This window comes from Paenibacillus sp. FSL A5-0031 (genome assembly GCF_001956295.1).
GTDB lineage: Bacteria > Bacillota > Bacilli > Paenibacillales > Paenibacillaceae > Pristimantibacillus.
Genome location: NZ_MRTD01000012.1, coordinates 274,047 through 289,574, shown reverse-complemented (window position 1 = coordinate 289,574; position 15,528 = coordinate 274,047). Strand labels below are relative to the sequence as shown.

Annotated in this window: 23 protein-coding genes; all 23 read right to left on the bottom strand. The window is 42.4% G+C overall.

Going from position 1 to position 15,528, the window contains the following annotated elements:
- Window positions 1-171: 171 nt before the first annotated feature.
- Window positions 172-450: a hypothetical protein gene (locus BK120_RS21825; protein WP_076269598.1), complete on the bottom strand. Its 279-nt coding sequence runs from the start codon at window positions 448-450 to the stop codon at window positions 172-174.
- 287 nt (window positions 451-737) lie between these two features.
- Entirely contained in the window at window positions 738-890 is a 153-nt protein-coding gene (locus tag BK120_RS35440; RefSeq protein ID WP_179089858.1) for a hypothetical protein, read from the bottom strand.
- Window positions 891-941: 51 nt separating this feature from the next.
- Window positions 942-1,199 (bottom strand): hypothetical protein, encoded by a 258-nt coding sequence (locus BK120_RS21820; RefSeq protein ID WP_076269597.1) that lies wholly within the window; start codon window positions 1,197-1,199, stop codon window positions 942-944.
- A gap of 72 nt (window positions 1,200-1,271) precedes the next feature.
- Complete coding sequence (locus BK120_RS21815) at window positions 1,272-1,469, bottom strand: hypothetical protein (RefSeq protein ID WP_076269596.1); 198 nt, start codon at window positions 1,467-1,469, stop codon at window positions 1,272-1,274.
- Between the two features lie 41 nt (window positions 1,470-1,510).
- On the bottom strand, window positions 1,511-1,687 hold the full coding sequence (locus tag BK120_RS35435) for a hypothetical protein (RefSeq protein ID WP_179089857.1): 177 nt from the start codon (window positions 1,685-1,687) through the stop codon (window positions 1,511-1,513).
- A gap of 180 nt (window positions 1,688-1,867) precedes the next feature.
- The gene (locus tag BK120_RS21810) at window positions 1,868-2,125 is read right to left on the bottom strand and encodes a hypothetical protein (protein ID WP_076269595.1); all 258 of its coding nucleotides are present in this window, start codon (window positions 2,123-2,125) and stop codon (window positions 1,868-1,870) included.
- Window positions 2,126-2,169: 44 nt separating this feature from the next.
- Window positions 2,170-2,556, bottom strand: coding sequence for a type II toxin-antitoxin system death-on-curing family toxin (locus tag BK120_RS21805; RefSeq protein ID WP_076269594.1), 387 nt, complete (start codon window positions 2,554-2,556; stop codon window positions 2,170-2,172).
- Window positions 2,556-2,732 (bottom strand): hypothetical protein, encoded by a 177-nt coding sequence (locus BK120_RS35430; protein WP_179089856.1) that lies wholly within the window; start codon window positions 2,730-2,732, stop codon window positions 2,556-2,558. Before BK120_RS35430 ends, BK120_RS21805 begins: the two co-directional genes overlap by 1 nt.
- 158 nt (window positions 2,733-2,890) lie before the next feature.
- On the bottom strand, window positions 2,891-3,373 hold the full coding sequence (locus BK120_RS21800; RefSeq protein ID WP_076269593.1) for a hypothetical protein: 483 nt from the start codon (window positions 3,371-3,373) through the stop codon (window positions 2,891-2,893).
- A complete protein-coding gene (locus tag BK120_RS21795) occupies window positions 3,370-3,756 on the bottom strand; it encodes a hypothetical protein (protein WP_076269592.1) in 387 nt (128 codons plus the stop codon). Before BK120_RS21795 ends, BK120_RS21800 begins: the two co-directional genes overlap by 4 nt.
- A gap of 46 nt (window positions 3,757-3,802) precedes the next feature.
- Window positions 3,803-3,964 (bottom strand): hypothetical protein, encoded by a 162-nt coding sequence (locus BK120_RS35425; protein ID WP_179089855.1) that lies wholly within the window; start codon window positions 3,962-3,964, stop codon window positions 3,803-3,805.
- 36 nt (window positions 3,965-4,000) lie between these two features.
- Entirely contained in the window at window positions 4,001-4,879 is an 879-nt protein-coding gene (locus tag BK120_RS21790; protein ID WP_076269591.1) for a hypothetical protein, read from the bottom strand.
- A 3-nt stretch (window positions 4,880-4,882) separates the two neighbouring features.
- Entirely contained in the window at window positions 4,883-5,857 is a 975-nt protein-coding gene (locus BK120_RS21785) for a hypothetical protein (protein WP_076269590.1), read from the bottom strand.
- A complete protein-coding gene (locus BK120_RS21780) occupies window positions 5,847-7,334 on the bottom strand; it encodes an ATPase, T2SS/T4P/T4SS family (protein WP_076269589.1) in 1,488 nt (495 codons plus the stop codon). The genes BK120_RS21785 and BK120_RS21780 overlap by 11 nt, the downstream gene beginning before the upstream one ends.
- Complete coding sequence (locus BK120_RS21775) at window positions 7,331-8,503, bottom strand: CpaE/TadZ family protein (protein ID WP_076269588.1); 1,173 nt, start codon at window positions 8,501-8,503, stop codon at window positions 7,331-7,333. Before BK120_RS21775 ends, BK120_RS21780 begins: the two co-directional genes overlap by 4 nt.
- On the bottom strand, window positions 8,500-9,198 hold the full coding sequence (locus tag BK120_RS21770) for an SAF domain-containing protein (RefSeq protein ID WP_076269587.1): 699 nt from the start codon (window positions 9,196-9,198) through the stop codon (window positions 8,500-8,502). The genes BK120_RS21775 and BK120_RS21770 overlap by 4 nt, the downstream gene beginning before the upstream one ends.
- A 16-nt stretch (window positions 9,199-9,214) precedes the next feature.
- The gene (locus BK120_RS21765; RefSeq protein WP_076269586.1) at window positions 9,215-9,586 is read right to left on the bottom strand and encodes a hypothetical protein; all 372 of its coding nucleotides are present in this window, start codon (window positions 9,584-9,586) and stop codon (window positions 9,215-9,217) included.
- Window positions 9,587-10,426: 840 nt separating this feature from the next.
- Complete coding sequence (locus tag BK120_RS21755) at window positions 10,427-10,741, bottom strand: type II toxin-antitoxin system PemK/MazF family toxin (RefSeq protein WP_076269584.1); 315 nt, start codon at window positions 10,739-10,741, stop codon at window positions 10,427-10,429.
- Between the two features lie 36 nt (window positions 10,742-10,777).
- On the bottom strand, window positions 10,778-10,945 hold the full coding sequence (locus BK120_RS35420) for a hypothetical protein (RefSeq protein WP_179089853.1): 168 nt from the start codon (window positions 10,943-10,945) through the stop codon (window positions 10,778-10,780).
- An 81-nt stretch (window positions 10,946-11,026) separates the two neighbouring features.
- The gene (locus tag BK120_RS21750) at window positions 11,027-11,818 is read right to left on the bottom strand and encodes an AAA family ATPase (protein ID WP_076269583.1); all 792 of its coding nucleotides are present in this window, start codon (window positions 11,816-11,818) and stop codon (window positions 11,027-11,029) included.
- A 226-nt stretch (window positions 11,819-12,044) separates the two neighbouring features.
- Window positions 12,045-14,150, bottom strand: a complete 2,106-nt coding sequence (locus BK120_RS21745; RefSeq protein ID WP_076269582.1) for an FtsK/SpoIIIE domain-containing protein — start codon at window positions 14,148-14,150, stop codon at window positions 12,045-12,047.
- A gap of 7 nt (window positions 14,151-14,157) precedes the next feature.
- Complete coding sequence (locus BK120_RS21740) at window positions 14,158-14,412, bottom strand: hypothetical protein (protein ID WP_076269581.1); 255 nt, start codon at window positions 14,410-14,412, stop codon at window positions 14,158-14,160.
- Window positions 14,413-14,418: 6 nt separating this feature from the next.
- Window positions 14,419-15,525, bottom strand: a complete 1,107-nt coding sequence (locus tag BK120_RS21735) for a M23 family metallopeptidase (RefSeq protein ID WP_076269580.1) — start codon at window positions 15,523-15,525, stop codon at window positions 14,419-14,421.
- Between the last annotated feature and the right edge of the window lie 3 nt (window positions 15,526-15,528).

Genomic DNA, 15,528 nt, shown 5'->3' with positions numbered 1-15,528 from the left:
GGCTATTAACCAATCCTTTTGAGCCTTGATGTTATCGGTGTCAAAAATCGTATTCTCTTGCAAATACCGCAGCCAAAAATAATCATCATATTGTTTTATTTCAGCCAACTTGTTTTTAATGTCCTCTAACTCTCTTTGTTTCTCCATACAGCCCTCCATGTTCTTCCGTATTCAAAGCTGTCCGTCATATTTCTTGGATGTTCCGAACGTATATGAAACTGATAAAACTAGTCCGAACTTCTGGTTACAATTGGAGCAATGTTCCACACACTCTGAACCATCGGACCAATCTTTTAATCCTAGCTCAGCGTGTTCCTCTTCTTCGTGGCCACAATGAGGACAGACAGGGTTTTCAGTATGTTCAAGGTCAAAACCCGTACCTTCGCAAAAATTGCACTCCTCATTTTCGTAAATCTTCTCTCCATCGCACATCAAGCATTCCTTTGACATTCCCAGCCCTCCTTTCCAACCGGTCATTGTATTTATCGCTTGCGCGGTAAGAAAAAATCTGTCCATTGTTCGCATAAACTTCCACTCTATCAACACTAATAACAACGACTTTCAAAACCTAAGTAATAGACATAAAACCAAGAGTCATAAATGTTACATGTAGCCTTGCTAGGGTACGCTTTAAATCTTGGTTTTCCAGCAACGGATTCCATTCAACTGTGTATGCCAAACGTTCACATCCTTTCGTTATTACTGAGCGATACATATTGACTACGTACCTTTCTTATTCAGAGAATTACTTCATGAATCGCAACAATCTCGCAAAGCTTTTTGTCGATTACTTTCATCGTTCCGACCTTGCCCCAAATATCTAAATCGCTAGTTACTAACCAACCGCGCTTGCCTTTTTCATCCTTAAAAAGCACATGCCACTTATTCATAACGATCCTCACTCCTTATGGTCAAAGATATTCATCGAAGATCATGACGTTTTATGAAATCTCTTTAAAGTATTTCAATGACATTGGCTTTCCGTAAATCATCTTTGCTGCTTCAAACGTAAGCTTAAAATATGCCTTTTCCTCGCTCCAACCGGATGCTGTAGTCGCCAAACCTTTATCAACTAAATCACGCCAGTTTTTATCGTTTGCACTTGTATAAAAATAGTTGCGAGTCGGCTTCTTTTTGTAAGTTAAACCAAGCGCGTGCTTAGCCTCCTCGATTTGATCCTTGCTTAAAGACTCGATCATTTCTTTCTCCACTCCCCATTGACAAATTCATTCATTTTTTTTCTTGCCTTTATAGCGATATCGACCATTGGGTTAGCTCATGAAAATCGCAAGCCACGAATAGTTACCGCGCCATTCCGTTTTTAAGGAAGGGTGGAATTTATTAAAATACTTGAACGCTTCATCAGCAACGATACTTGGCACAAACACAATACTTTTTCCTTCGTTGGTTGTTTGCACCTCATATCCTGTTGCGTTTTTATCTAGCCACTTTTTTATATTGGGATTCACGTTGCGTCACTTCCCTTTGTATTATGTTTTAAAAATCCTATTCAATATGATGTTCGCTTTTTTTCATCTTTCAACTCATCCATACATCTACTGCATCTTGCTTGATGTTTTGGAAACTTAGTATGTTTGTATAAATGTCTAGTCTCTTTTCCACAGCCTACACATTTTCCACCTTTTACACCGTACATTCCATCATCAATAGAGATACCTAATTTCATTTTTCTCACTCCTTACAGTCACAATAGTTCATTTTGTTTTTCATGGAATCACTGGCCTGCTGCTGCAGCAAAAAAATCCAATTCTTAATGACCTCATTGAATATATTTTGAATATTAGCACCTATAAATCAAAAAGTAAACAATTTGTCTATACAAAAATAGCGAGTAAACCAATTTGGTCTACTCGCTATTTTTATTTGATTCATTATGATTTTCTAGCCCAAGTTTATACTTATCGATAAGTTCATTAGCATAAGCTTCTTCCCTCTTATTCATGAAGGTTCCAAGTTTGCTGTTTTCTGCTGCGGCTTCCATCTCTAGTGCTTCCCACTGTTGATCAGTCAAAAACAATGAGATTTGCCGTTTGCGTTTCTTAATTCCTTTTTTCCGTCCAGCACCTATTCGGGCTCCGCCCCGATTCTCTTGTTTTTCTGTCAATTCAAATATCCACCTTTGATTAATAATCAATATTCGGAACAAATCTATATCCGTTTACTATTTTTCTCCAACCATTGCGACAGATTACCTAGACTCATCTTCTTCTGTGCCACTGATATAGCTGTCTCAAACAGTTCCATCCAATCTGCCTCCAGCTCATAACCATTGAGCTGCAAAAAGGTATACGTCACAACAACGGAAGTCCGCTTATTTCCATCATTGAAAGCATGAGCTGCAGCTATACCTTCAAAATAAACAGCTGCCTTATAAAATAAACCAGGATACTGCTCTTCGCCAAAATACTCCGTAAACGGCTTTTCAGCGAGTAGCTCAAGATATCCTGGTTCTTTGACTCCGGAGAGTCCACCATACTTATGCAATTGTAAATCGTGAATCATGTTAATTTGCTTGGCCGATAATCCAATGATCATTAATTTTTCGCCAGCTTTGAAAGTGTTTTATCGTATTTTTCCGTTCCCTTTAGAGCCATCTTCATAATTGCCTCGTCTGCAGCATGTATAACCTTTGGAGTCGATTCTTTTTTATCAATTGCCATTTCCTCATCCCTCTCTTCCAATTCCTTACACCCCCTCATGGTAAGCTTCACCCATTGTTACTCTTAGCATACGTGAGGGGATTACATTCAAACCACTTGTTCTGTCGTTTAATTTATTGACACTATTATATCGTTTTTCCCATAAAACTTAAAGCCACATATCAAACTAGATATAAGACTATACCCGTTCTGCTCTGCTATAGCATCATTTATTTTACGTATTCGTGACTACTACCCACGACATATTCAAAATCGTCTGATACCCCGAAATAACGGGGATGTTTGACCTTCACAATGGCGATAATCGATGGCCCTTTTATAATATCCGAATAGTAATAAGGTGGACCACTCTGATATACCTGTGGGAAAGTGCCTGATTCAATACGATCAAACCAAACGAGCTCAAAGGGGTCTAACCATATTCCATTTGGAAGAGGCTCAAGCAAGCCATTGAGTTTAAATGTTGTCTGCATTGATCGTCGTAATACCTTTTCTGCCTCTAGGGGATCAAAGCGGATCGATCCCTTCTCCAGCTCTTCTTGGATGATCTGCAGGGAGGCATCATGTGTAGCAAGATCCATACCTTCCTTCAGCTCTGCTTTGAGCTTTGTTTGTAAATACTCATCTTGATTCCAAGCGCTAAACAATATCAAGATGGGTGTAAGTAATATGACCGTCAACACCCATTTCATGGCCGTTCCTCAATATATTCGCTCATAATCGTAATGGGGTAATAGTAATCTCTTTCCTCGTCGCTACCAAACAGATTGAAAATTTGCGTCGGACCTTGTGGGTACTGCAGAGATACTTCAATAATTTCCCCACGAGTAACTGCAATAGCTGGACCCTTTAAATCAATTTTATCACGTCGAAAATAAGCTTTCTCTAACTGGCCAATGATTTCCTCTTTGACCTCTTCCGTTAAGCGACCATCCAGCGCTACTAAATGCGCGGCCTCATATGCCTTTTTTTGCAGTACTTGATCCCTATATTGTAAGGTTCTCTCCACGCTGGGCTGAAACAAAAAATAGAGAAAGAACGGAGATAATATAACGAATGCAATAACGGCTTTCATATAAAAATGCCGGCATGCTCGTAAAGCATGCCGGCTCCCCCCTTACTTATTTTAATTTGGTTGGGATCGTTGTGTTCTCTGAGATGGTATGCGCGCGTTCTTTTTGTGTGGATGCATCTCCAAACGTTCCTGTATCCGAAAAGACTGTCAAGCTTATCAGAATAAGTGTTGCTGCAATTAAAATAACGGTTGCTAAGGCGTTTTGCATGTGAATGATCTCCTCTTGCCCTTTTGGGCGTTCATTTTAGTTTAAAGCGTCCAATAACACGTTTTTATAAGCATTCGATGCTACGTTAACAAAATAAATCACAGAGATGATGGCCAGAAATACGACAGTATGTCCTATATAACCGTTAATCTTTAATCTCTGTTTGCGGCGCTGCCTTCGGAAATCAAGAAAGGTATCGTAGTTTTTATCTAGCAAATCTACGGCCATTTCAGGATTTGATTCATTAATCTTCTCTAGCAAATCTGCTAATGTTTTCGCTTCTTTCGTACCCACACGCTGACCAAAATCCTTAAATGCTTTTGCACCATCAACCGGAAAATCAAACAACAATCGATCTAGATCCGGACGGAGTGCCTTGGTAAATGAACTAAACTCGGTAAGCTTTGCGAAAACGCTTTGATAATGATCGTTATTTTCAGCCTGATAATCGTTAGAGAGCAGCATGTAAAGGTCTATGATCTCATCGCTCTTTTGTTTCTGCTTCTCCTTACCGGCCATGACCAAAAATAATCGCCCTGGTGCAAATGACTTCCCTGTTAACGACACCATGTAGAGCAGAAATGTTAATAACATGCCTTTTACAGGGTACTCCTGAACGAAAAGGAAATAGATATGCAATACCATAATCGTCGTTATAAAAAACAGATCTCGATAAAATTTGTATTGCCAGGCTGAACCATTCTTCATAATACCCGCAAAGGTAAAAGCTGCATCCAGTTCATCGTCCTTGTAAAACTGGAATACACGTCCCTTCTGCCCCTTGGTCATATCAATGAGCTGCTTTAACAGATCCGGCGGACTACGTCGCCGCATATAGAGCAGCTCTCGCATAAGAAGAAAGACAGACACCACTTCTAGTAGATATAGGCCAATTTTTCCACCATGTATGAGCATAAGCTACACCTCAATTTTAGGCTTGGATAAGATTAACGATGTGACTAAGCCTATTACAATAAAAATAATACAAAGAATCAATGCTTGTAGTGTCTTAGGATCATCAAACAATATTTTCATGATAGCCCCTTCGAACATGCGATTGATGCCATAGATTGAAGCTGGAACCAAAATCAGTGGAAAGTAACCCATAATAATGGAATCCATATACTCCGACTTCTCTGCTTCAACAATTCGCTTCGATTCCTGCATATCGGTATGCACTTTTTCCAATGCTCGTCCAATATTCCTATTTTCCTTTGCCGCTTTTGTAAATAACACACCCAGCTGCTTCGCCCAGCTATTATCGATCTGATACTTAAACAACTCGACACCCTCTCGAATCGCTGACTTGCCCTGTAACTGTAATATCGTTACCAACGAGCTAAATGCACGTTTCATCGTTCCCTGAAGCTCATCAGCAGTATCATACAAAGCATGATATAAATCACCTTGCGTACCAGGGCTTCGATATTTCAAAATAAGCAATTCTGTCGCTTCAATGAGTGCGTAACTGTTTTCCCTACGCAGGTTATAAAGTTTTATTCTCAGTAAGCCATATGGTAGCAGCGCAATTATTCCTGCAAATCCAAAAGCTCGCCTATTCCACCACGTTAAAGGTTCACCGGCACTAAATCCAACCAATAAGATCGCGTAAACAATTACCATCACACCTATACATAAGCTAATAAACTGGTTGACTGAGTTACGATGAAATGTTTTGCTCGTTGATCGGAGCAGAAGCTCCAGGTGAGAAAAAGTTTTATCCTCTTCCTCCATTTTCTTCGCAGTTGTTGTATCTAGAAAAAAGGGTACATTCCATGATCGAAACAGCTGGCTGCGAATAGCTGCAATGAGACCAAAGGCGCAAGCTACATAAAATAACATGATGGCCGCTTTTAAAATGACTTCCATTGATAAATCCAATTTAAATATCATTCACAACCACCTCTTCAAGCTGGCTGCTTAACGCCTTTTCAATATTGGACTCCGACATAGGGTGACTATGAGCTAATCGCCTCAAAGCTGATAAAGCTTGCTCGGCATAATTCGGTGCTGTTTCTTTCATTTTTTCTATGACTTCATCTGAGAAGTCATCGCAATATGTCCATCGATTTTGCTCGGGTTCCCATCGCATGATATCGTGACAGCTCACTTCAAACGTAAAAGGATCAAGTCTGATTTCGGTCAACCGAACGAGTTTTTTCGATCCATCATCTTGTTCTTTCATGACGGTTGCGAGATTAATATTCTCTGCGACGCGAATGAGTTCTTCACAGTATTCTCGGTTCGGAAAACGTTGTAAGACAATCCGTGCTAATTGACCTGGTATGTTGGCAACTTTCTCGGTATGGTAGCTGGTCATTGATCCGCCCTTGCTTCGTTCACAGGAGGTCAAAAAAAGTTCTCCTTCCATACTTCGCGTCTCTCCAACAATGAGAAAGATAAAATCAGAACGCAGCACAATATCAAATACCTTCGCGTAATCCTCATCTGTTTTTATAACAATTTCAACCAATTGATCATCTTCATGATTGTCACTCAGTCTCATCTCCGCATGGCCTCGTTCAACGGTTACGGCAACTCGTCCTTCTTTCCGTCGTTCTGCGTAAAGCGCCTTTATCAGCGTACTTTTCCCTGATCGTACTGCCCCTGTAATCACCATATTAAGAAGCGCATGCCCAACCCCTCGGACAATCGGCAAACTTTCTGATGGAATAGTTCCCTCATCCACCAAATCCTCTAGGGTAGGTGCTCTCATGGTATCGTTACGAAATATGATCGTTGGACGCCGAACAAGTGGCGGAATCATTATCGTTACACGGTTTCCATCTTCCAAATCCAATTCCAAAGTCGGGTTATATTGGTTAATATGAGAAAACTCATCCTTCATCCGTATTTTTTCGATAATATTCTCGACCACTTCTTCCTCCGACTCATAAGCAAAAGGCTGCAGGGCCTTCTCACCTGGAATGTCGAAGAAGATTTTACGACCCATAATACGAGCAGATTGTGATCTCGCATATTTCGGATGCTTTTTCCATACCGAAATGGGACCTAGACCGAACGTTTGCTGAAAAACCGCCTCCACTAGTGAATGATAATAGCTTGGCTGCTTGACGTGCTGTAATTGATTAACCCGAATATGTTCTTCGATTTCGCCCATAAATAACTGGACCGCTTCTGGCTTTCCGATAACAGCATCATGCTGCAACGCTTGCCACTTCTTCATGTCTTTATCTGTACGCTGTTCATTTTTGACTCGAAAATTATTTCGCACCTGCATACAAAGCGCTTTAAACTCATCACTTAGCGAATGACTACTCGCCTTTTGTATGGCTGGTTTATGACTTACGTGCTCCTTAGATTCCAGTTCGGTGATATGAAAATCTTGCTCTCGCCACGGACTACTCACGATGTCGCTCTCCTCCCAAATCTCCATTTTCGGGCAGGTGTTTCTTCTTGTGCTGGCCACTTGAAGCGTGATTGCAATAAATCAACCATTTGCTTCAGTTGTTCGGTATATTTAGAATGATCGACTGTGGTGAGCAAACGTCTCTCCATCTCACACAACATACCGTCATCTTTCAAATCGGGCAGCCACCCTAGCAGCGGCACAGCCATGCTACGCTCAATCTCTTTTGTATCTCCCCACTGCTTTGACCATTTATTAATCAGGAGCATAAATGACATGGACTCGCTGCTCACCATTCTAAAAAGTGGTATATACCGGTGCCAATTGGTAAGGGCTGCGGGTTGCTGCGTCGTTACCACCACTCGCATGTCTGCATGCAGCAAAGCTTGTAAGCATAGGTTATTATCTGGATTAGAGCCTGCATCAAGCAGTACCACATCAAAAACCTCTCGCGCGCATGCAATAACATGGGCTACGGACTCCGAGGAGTACCGATAACGTTTGGTAATATCCATATTGCCAGCCAAAAACGCAAAGTTCTTAGCCTGATGCATATGCGTAACGAGCTCTGCTGGCGTCAAAATACCACCATCTTTAATTTGTGTGTACAGATCATTGAGATAGCTGCCTGCATAGGTGATAAAGGTATCTCCAGGGGAAAAAGCATCTAAGCCAATCACAGCTACCTTTCGCCCCATCCGCCTTCCAATCTCATCTGCGAGAGAAAACGTAGTGGCTGTCACTCCCGTTTGTCCCCTTGTGCCGACAAGCGCAATGACTTGTCCTCCTTGTTTGCTCACCGGCGCACCACCGCCAAGGTATTGCTGCTGAATAAATTCCACGAGCTGCTCTACTGTTCGTTTGGGATGGCAAATGCCAATCCCATGCCGCATACACACCAGCTTGGTCTCTTCTATAACCGGAGTATCCGCTTTGTAGCTAATTAAATAAACTAGTTCTGCCTTTCCAAGAAAGAGCTCCTTCAGCGATTCCAACTCATGCGGCTGTACTAGCCGGTCAGAGATTAAAATCAGCTTGCAGGTTTTAAGCGTATCTAAGATAAGCTCCATATCATTTGTTTCTTGGGTACTAAATACCCCTTCCGTCTGAGATGCCTGGCGCAGCTGACGACATAGTTCTTGATCATTCCCTATAAAACCAATGTTCATGATCCATACCCCACTATAAATTGATGACCGCTCGCTGCTTTTTCTGACAACAGCTTCAGTTGATCTGGCGTCAGTTCTAGCTCTAGCTTACGACCTCGCACGGTTGCATCCACTCTCACATTCGGATTCGCAGTACCTTCAACATTCTTTACTTCATTGGAGCTTGCATCTTTGTAATAGGCGACAACAATATCCTCTGCCACTTTCTCCGCTTTCGTTAGAAGTGGTTCGGTAATGCCTGTTTCTGCATTTACTTTTTCGGTATCGGTCGGTACAGCAAATATGGTAATCCGGTCTAGTCTGCGCAAGCTGCCTGGAACAGAAAGTATCCAATCATCTGGCAATTCCACAACCGTTGCCCCTGGCACACTAAGCAGTGAAGTCTTGTCCACTCGGTTCACGGTCATTTGATCACCTGCCTCAATAAGCTGCAGCGCTTCCTGACCAATTAATAAATGCGCATCCTCTGCAGGTATCGCGCCAGATATGACATAATCCTCTTTGATCCGAAGGATCATAAGATCTTCTTCCTTAATTGCGTCATGCGGTAGCAATTGTCTAGCTGCTATGACTACTCTCTGTGTATCGACCATGACCGTCCATCTTGTATCCAAGATATAGAGCAGTACCAGTGCTGCTGTCATGCCAAAAACATAAAGCAGCATCCGATTCAATTTCTTTAAGCTAAACTTCATTTTGTTCTCCTCTCCGTTAGGAAGATTTTACTTTTAGCCATTGCTGGCGTAGCTGCGCAACCGGTGCGTCTTTGCCCTGCCAGTAAATCGCCTCCGGTAATGCTTCGAGCAGCTGCTCGAAGAGAATCTCTTCTTGCGCTCGATTACCCGTAGACACTTGCGGAATCAGCTGAACTACCCGTTGACACGCTTCTGGCAGTGTCATGACTTGACTTAATTTCTTCAACTCCGCAAATGCGACGATATCTATCTCGGTAAGCTGCCTTCGATTATTATCTTTTCGTTCAAACACATAACCGGCTTGTTCCATCATTGGCAACCAGCGGCGCAAGCTGCTCTCCGCCATTTGTAGTTGATTGGCAACATCACTCATCGCAATCTCTTTCACTCTTTCAGCTCCTTTCACCTCCAGTATTTAGGTATGATTTGGTGGTGATCGGTTACTATTCATGATCACTATGTCATCAACTAATATGATGACGATTAAGCGATCAGTGAGCGCTGGCTGCCATACCCTGTTTAGCCAGATTCCCACCACCAACCCTCCTATCCATTTCGTGTGGCTCTTGTTATCTATTACAAGCATAGCAAGGATTTTGAAGGCAATCGTTCGCAAATCGTATGCAAAAAGTATGATTATTTTTCGTGGTTATCCACATTAAGCTAAATGATCACACCGATGACATAGCGATCAATAAAGAGAAATGTGAGCAGCATCAAAGTGAGCAGTGTCACGCCCTGATAAAAAAATCATTTTGACATGCATTTGAATTTGAGAATGAATAAATAGTGAAAAGGTTGCTACACCTATAACGGATAAGAAAAAAATGAAAAATAGGTTCATACATCAAGCTCCTTTCATAACAAAGGCCGATCCTCTGCAGGAACGGCCTCCTTTATTTTTAGATATAAAATCGTTCCAGTACGTTGATAAGATCCTCCTGATATAGCGTCCCTAAATACTTATCAATTTTTATGAATGCTATAGCCATCCATCGTTCCTATTAGAACGCCGTACTGAATCTTCCGTCGACTCACCTTATAATCATGTGTAGTATCAGGGCCAACTGTCATACTCCGATCACTCCAGACTTTTATGAGAGCAACATCGACTTTTAAAAATTTAGCGAGAACTTCAGGATTAGTATCAACAATTCTAATCATTTACTCAGCTCTTTTCCGTCAATTTCATGACGAAGGCCAATCCTCAGCGGATCGGCCTTCGTTATTATTTATAAAAATGTGCCAGGACGTTGATCAAATCCTCCGGATGCAACGTCCCTAAATACTTATCAATTTTGTCATGATTGAGCGGCACAAACATGGAACATCGAGCTACCGATGGCTTCTGAAGGCCAGCTGCTTGCCAATATACTAAAGCGAGATCCCGACTATCGTTCCCTCGCTCTTCATTCGAAGTCACTTTGATCACAATAGAGCGTTTATCCTTCGTATCTAAAATAATTCCTGGTCTTAGCTTTTCCTTTTCCCCATCATCAAAAGGATATAACACCAAATAAACATCGCCGCGATTATGATTCATATGGATAAATAAAAAGAGACTATAGGTTGATACACCTTAGTCTCTTATCCCCTTATTTATTTGATTGTTATTGTTATGATAATCTTCTTCTAATTTCTCTAAATTTTGTTCCGCCTGCAACCAGAGATCCGGCAGCTGAGCATCAATCTTTTGATTTGCAACCGCTAATCGTTCTTTCAACGATTTATTGGACTTTTTCTCCAAGTAAAATCGCCTCCCTTATGGAATAATCTCTTACTCAACGATACCACAATTCCTTATAGCACTCAAAGATTATGATGACCGTTACTTCCGATCTCCCATATATTCTTCCTTTGCTTCTTCAATATGCTGAAGGGTAATGTCTGTCTTCCTCAAAATCGACTTCCGCTTTGCTTTCATAAATATTTGCTCCATCTCTGCAAAGCTACATGAAGCGAGAACACTGGCTATATCATCAATCAGCTGATTCTTCTCATAGTTATCAAATAGCTTTTGCGTGTAAATCCTTCGTTCCGAATCTGTTGGCGGATCATACTTCATTTTGGTATCAAATCTTCGCCATACTGCCGTGTCTAATTCTTCATCCAAATTGGTTGCTGCAAGTAATATGCTTTCAGATTGAAACTCATCCAGACACTGAAGCAGCGTATTCACCACGCGAGACATTTCTTGCACATCTCTTCTTCCGGATCGATTCCGCGCAATAGCATCAAATTCATCCAAGAAAAAAACACAAGGATTCTGAATCGCATAATCAAATATTTTTCGAACGTTTCCCGCCGTCTCCCCTAAATAGCTGCCGATAATGGTATCCAGGCGAACAAGGATAAGTGGCAACCCTAGCATATGTGCTAAATAAAAAGCGGTTATGGTTTTCCCCGTACCTGGAGGACCATACATTAGAATCTTATTCGGCATGGGTACTCCCTGTTCCGCAAAAGACGCCTTAAGCTCGTAAATCTCAAGAACTTCATCTATGATATTTCGATTAATCTCACTAAGTACGAGTTTTTGAGATTTAGTCTTGCAAGCCTCGGCCGTATACATGACTGCCATATCTACGTCCTTACTCATGGGTAGTTTAGCTGTATTCATTTACTATTCTCCTTTCATTTTAATCAGTTCCCTCTATTGGTTCCCGTCATTGGTTCCCATTATTGGTTCCCAGTTAAAACAAGCAAAAAACCTTATAAAATGGGGGTTTTCAATCGGTTTCATATACATAATTTGAGTGGGAACTAATCAACGGGAACCAATATACTTTTATTATTACCAAATAGAAGCAATCTGTTTTTAATCTAAATTCATACTCTACTGTCAATTAATTATCTTGAAGAAATGCCTGCATGACTTCATCTGACCAGGCTATCGTATAACCGGCTCGCGTGTTTTCAGGAGGATTTAAAAAACCATCATCTACAAGCTGCTGCATATATTCTAAAACCTTTTCTTTCCGGATCGAAAACACTTCACGCAGCTCCGAGCTCTTAGCGGATCGATGTTCGCAAATATAGCGTTTCATCTTTTGGAGAATTTCTGTTTGCTCATGTTCATGCTGTGCTTCAGCATCACGAACCAATGGTCTCATTTTCGCATCCTTATCGTATGGACCAATCACGTTTTCATTTAGCATCCGTTCAATATGTCTTGTGGCTGCAGCATAACTTATTCGCAATTTCCTCTGTACTACCTCCATCGAAAATCCTCCGTGTTCGTTTACTATGGCAAGTACCTGCTCATATTCACTCTTCTGAGGATCAGCGTTATAGCTTGGCTGCTCAGTTTCCGGATCAGCTGCATCAGTCTCCTGGTCATCTTCCCATGGCGGTTGATCCTCATCTGGAGACGTTCTTGGATCGCTGTCCTCTGGCATCGACCATTCGTCTTGCTTTCCAGTATCCTTCGACCAAAAAGTTATTAGTGCATCGATTAACTCGGTTGCTTCATTATCGTTTGAGCTCGTTGCGGCTGATTGGAATCGTTGCAACGTCCCTCCTTGAATCATACACACGCCATCCCCGTACCCTAATAATGGAGGAGCTCCACGATCAAGTACCGTCCGGTAATCAACCGCACTCTGCAGCCGAAAGGCTACCCGAGAAGGAAGATTTGCTTTAATCACACCCGTCACCACATTCACACTTGGTCGCTGCGTCCCTAAAATCAAGTGAATACCGGCAGCACGAGCCATTTGCGTGATCCGCTGTACACCGTCCTCCACCTCATCACCAGCTACCAACATGAGATCCGCATACTCATCGATAATGACCACGATATAGGGCAGCTGATCTTGCTTCATCTTGCCATTGTAAGCCTCCAAATTACGAACGCCAGCTTCTGCAAACTTTTCATAGCGCTGCTCCATCTCCATAATGACTTTATTAAAAGCGAGCATTGCTTTACGCATATCTGATACTGGCGGCACAAGCAAATGCGGCAGCCCTCGATAGACGGTAAACTCGACCTGTTTTGGATCAATGAGGAGCAATCGCAATTGCTTCGGAGATCGGGTGAGTAGTAACGAATTGATAAGTGTATTTATACATACCGATTTACCCGAACCGGTTGCACCCGCGATAAGTAAATGCGGCATACGTGCTAAATCCTGAAGAATTGGCTTTCCAAGAATATCTTTACCAAAAATCACGGGCAAGGCTGCATCCTCAGCAAAAGCTATAAGTTCATGCACCATATCCCGCATATAAACAAATGCACGGTCGGCTTGTGGCACGACAAAGGCTGCAGCACTTCTAAATTGCGGAGCAGACGTCACATCAAACCCCATATGATGACCTATATGATTAGCAATGTCTTCTTTCTTGCTAATTAATTTGGAGAGCTGCACTTTTGGCGGTAATTGAAAGGAGATCGCTTGAAGCGTCGGCCCACTCTCCACCGCTAAAACATCAATTTCACCTTCCAGCGGAATACCGGCCAGCTGCAGCGCATCAGAGATTAGCTGACCAGCCCCCTCAACTCGCAATGTAGATGTTGAATGCGGCTTAGGATTAACCGGCAAGAACGAATAAGGAGCGATCAATGGACCATTTGCTAAGGGATTAGTTGGAGCGATCATTAATTGGTTGGTTGAAACGTCAGAAACACTTACGGGCTGTGACTCTACCTGCCCCTGAAGAGCGCTTACTGGCATCATGATCGGTCGTTCTCGTTGCTTCCATTCACGGTATCGATCCAGCCATCTAAGCCGGTTGTGCCAAACATATTGCATGGCTGCAGGCAACGCAACAAACAAACCAAATAGCATAAGTACATATCGGATGAGCTGCATCGCAAATAGCGATATCACCTCTGGCACATTTAGAAATTGCAACGCAATGCAAACCGCCAGCGTAATTCCGCATATGCGCGTTAGATATTGCGCAAAGCTTTCTTTTTCATTTGATTTCCCTTTCCCCCCACCCTCCATGAATGAATCAGCCTCCCTGCATCATTTGTTGTACAAAACCACGTACCCGTTCGCTCGTCCGATAGGCATTTTCTTGAATTAATGGCCACCATTCCGACGCCTCATGACTTGCAAAATCAAAAACATCATTTAAGTTCTTTACGACCATAAAAATCAAAAATAAACCGATTATGGTCCAAATCCATTTCGGTATGACAAAATTGTTCCCCTGCCGGTGTAGGAACCACAGTACCAGACCAATAAGGATTACAAGGGTGGACATAATAAATCACTCCTTCAAATTGAGCAGCACACTATAAAATTTGGTGACACCAATCCACCAGCCTGCATGCTCTGCGTAATAGCCTCGTGGGTTGTCCTTCGCGCTAAGCCATTCAATCGCATTACGATTGCTTGGCCGATCCTGCGAAAGCTTTACAATCGTCTTTGCAGCGATCAACGCAGATTGCTCTGTGGTGAGTGTCGCGCCTTTGCCGCTACACCAGCATCCAAATACATTCCAAGGGTTTTTAACGATCAGTTCTGCATGTTTTTTGGTGATCGGAACAAAAGATTGTTCTTGCCCTGTGATCGCAAGTAAAAGCATAGGATCGACGTTTTGTGCCTTTCCTGCCTGATCGATGGCACTTAAAATCGAGCGATCAGCAAGCGCTGATTTTTTGCTCATTAAGAAGCGATTAGCCAGTGCAATATCGAGCGGACGATAAGAGAAGTCACTTGATACTTGAATGACCGGCTGCACATAATCAAGTGGATTAGCTCGTTTATTATTGACTCGTACTTCAAAGTGTAAATGAGGACCCGTCGATCGCCCCACTTTACCTTCACCGATCCTGCCGATTCGCTGCCCTTTGTTTACGACACTACCAGGCTCTACATCCATTCGCGTATCTAAGTGTCCATAAATGCTCACCAGCCCCCCACCGTGATCAATATAGATCGCTTGTCCAAAAGTGCCCAGCGTTCCCGCAATGGTTACTGTGCCGGAAGCGATCGCATAGATCGGCTGGAGTTCTGTATTGGCTGCGCCGTCCGCGATATCAATGCCGCCATGCGCTTCTCCGCCTTCCCCAATATCTCGAATACCAAAATACGACGTAATGCGCGTAATCGATGGCACCGGCCATTGATAATTACTGCCGTCCGCATCGAGCTGGATCGGTCCCCATGAACTTCCTAACGCTCCTTGGTTATTCAAACTCCCCTCCTCAGCAAATAAGAGAAAGGGGAGAACGGTGAGCAGCATAATAAGAACAATCAGAACAGCTAAAATAATAAGGACGACTGAAGCCGGTGTACCTAGTAGAAGAATTAACTTATAGATAGCATGGGCTTTCTTTACGGTTTGTACTGTATTGGAGATGGACCCTTGCATTTT

Coding starts and splice junctions, on each gene's coding strand:
- BK120_RS21785 (WP_076269590.1), bottom strand. CDS start 5,857: ATGATATTTAAATTGGATTTATCAATGGAAGTCATTTTAAAAGCGGCC.
- BK120_RS35435 (WP_179089857.1), bottom strand. CDS start 1,687: ATGAAATTAGGTATCTCTATTGATGATGGAATGTACGGTGTAAAAGGT.
- BK120_RS35440 (WP_179089858.1), bottom strand. CDS start 890: ATGAATAAGTGGCATGTGCTTTTTAAGGATGAAAAAGGCAAGCGCGGT.
- BK120_RS21820 (WP_076269597.1), bottom strand. CDS start 1,199: ATGATCGAGTCTTTAAGCAAGGATCAAATCGAGGAGGCTAAGCACGCG.
- BK120_RS21755 (WP_076269584.1), bottom strand. CDS start 10,741: ATGAATCATAATCGCGGCGATGTTTATTTGGTGTTATATCCTTTTGAT.
- BK120_RS21805 (WP_076269594.1), bottom strand. CDS start 2,556: ATGATCATTGGATTATCGGCCAAGCAAATTAACATGATTCACGATTTA.
- BK120_RS21770 (WP_076269587.1), bottom strand. CDS start 9,198: ATGAAGTTTAGCTTAAAGAAATTGAATCGGATGCTGCTTTATGTTTTT.
- BK120_RS21740 (WP_076269581.1), bottom strand. CDS start 14,412: ATGTCCACCCTTGTAATCCTTATTGGTCTGGTACTGTGGTTCCTACAC.
- BK120_RS21775 (WP_076269588.1), bottom strand. CDS start 8,503: ATGAACATTGGTTTTATAGGGAATGATCAAGAACTATGTCGTCAGCTG.
- BK120_RS21745 (WP_076269582.1), bottom strand. CDS start 14,150: ATGGAGGGTGGGGGGAAAGGGAAATCAAATGAAAAAGAAAGCTTTGCG.
- BK120_RS21825 (WP_076269598.1), bottom strand. CDS start 450: ATGTCAAAGGAATGCTTGATGTGCGATGGAGAGAAGATTTACGAAAAT.
- BK120_RS21795 (WP_076269592.1), bottom strand. CDS start 3,756: ATGAAAGCCGTTATTGCATTCGTTATATTATCTCCGTTCTTTCTCTAT.
- BK120_RS21800 (WP_076269593.1), bottom strand. CDS start 3,373: ATGAAATGGGTGTTGACGGTCATATTACTTACACCCATCTTGATATTG.
- BK120_RS35425 (WP_179089855.1), bottom strand. CDS start 3,964: ATGCAAAACGCCTTAGCAACCGTTATTTTAATTGCAGCAACACTTATT.
- BK120_RS21735 (WP_076269580.1), bottom strand. CDS start 15,525: ATGCAAGGGTCCATCTCCAATACAGTACAAACCGTAAAGAAAGCCCAT.
- BK120_RS21750 (WP_076269583.1), bottom strand. CDS start 11,818: ATGAATACAGCTAAACTACCCATGAGTAAGGACGTAGATATGGCAGTC.
- BK120_RS21790 (WP_076269591.1), bottom strand. CDS start 4,879: ATGCTCATACATGGTGGAAAAATTGGCCTATATCTACTAGAAGTGGTG.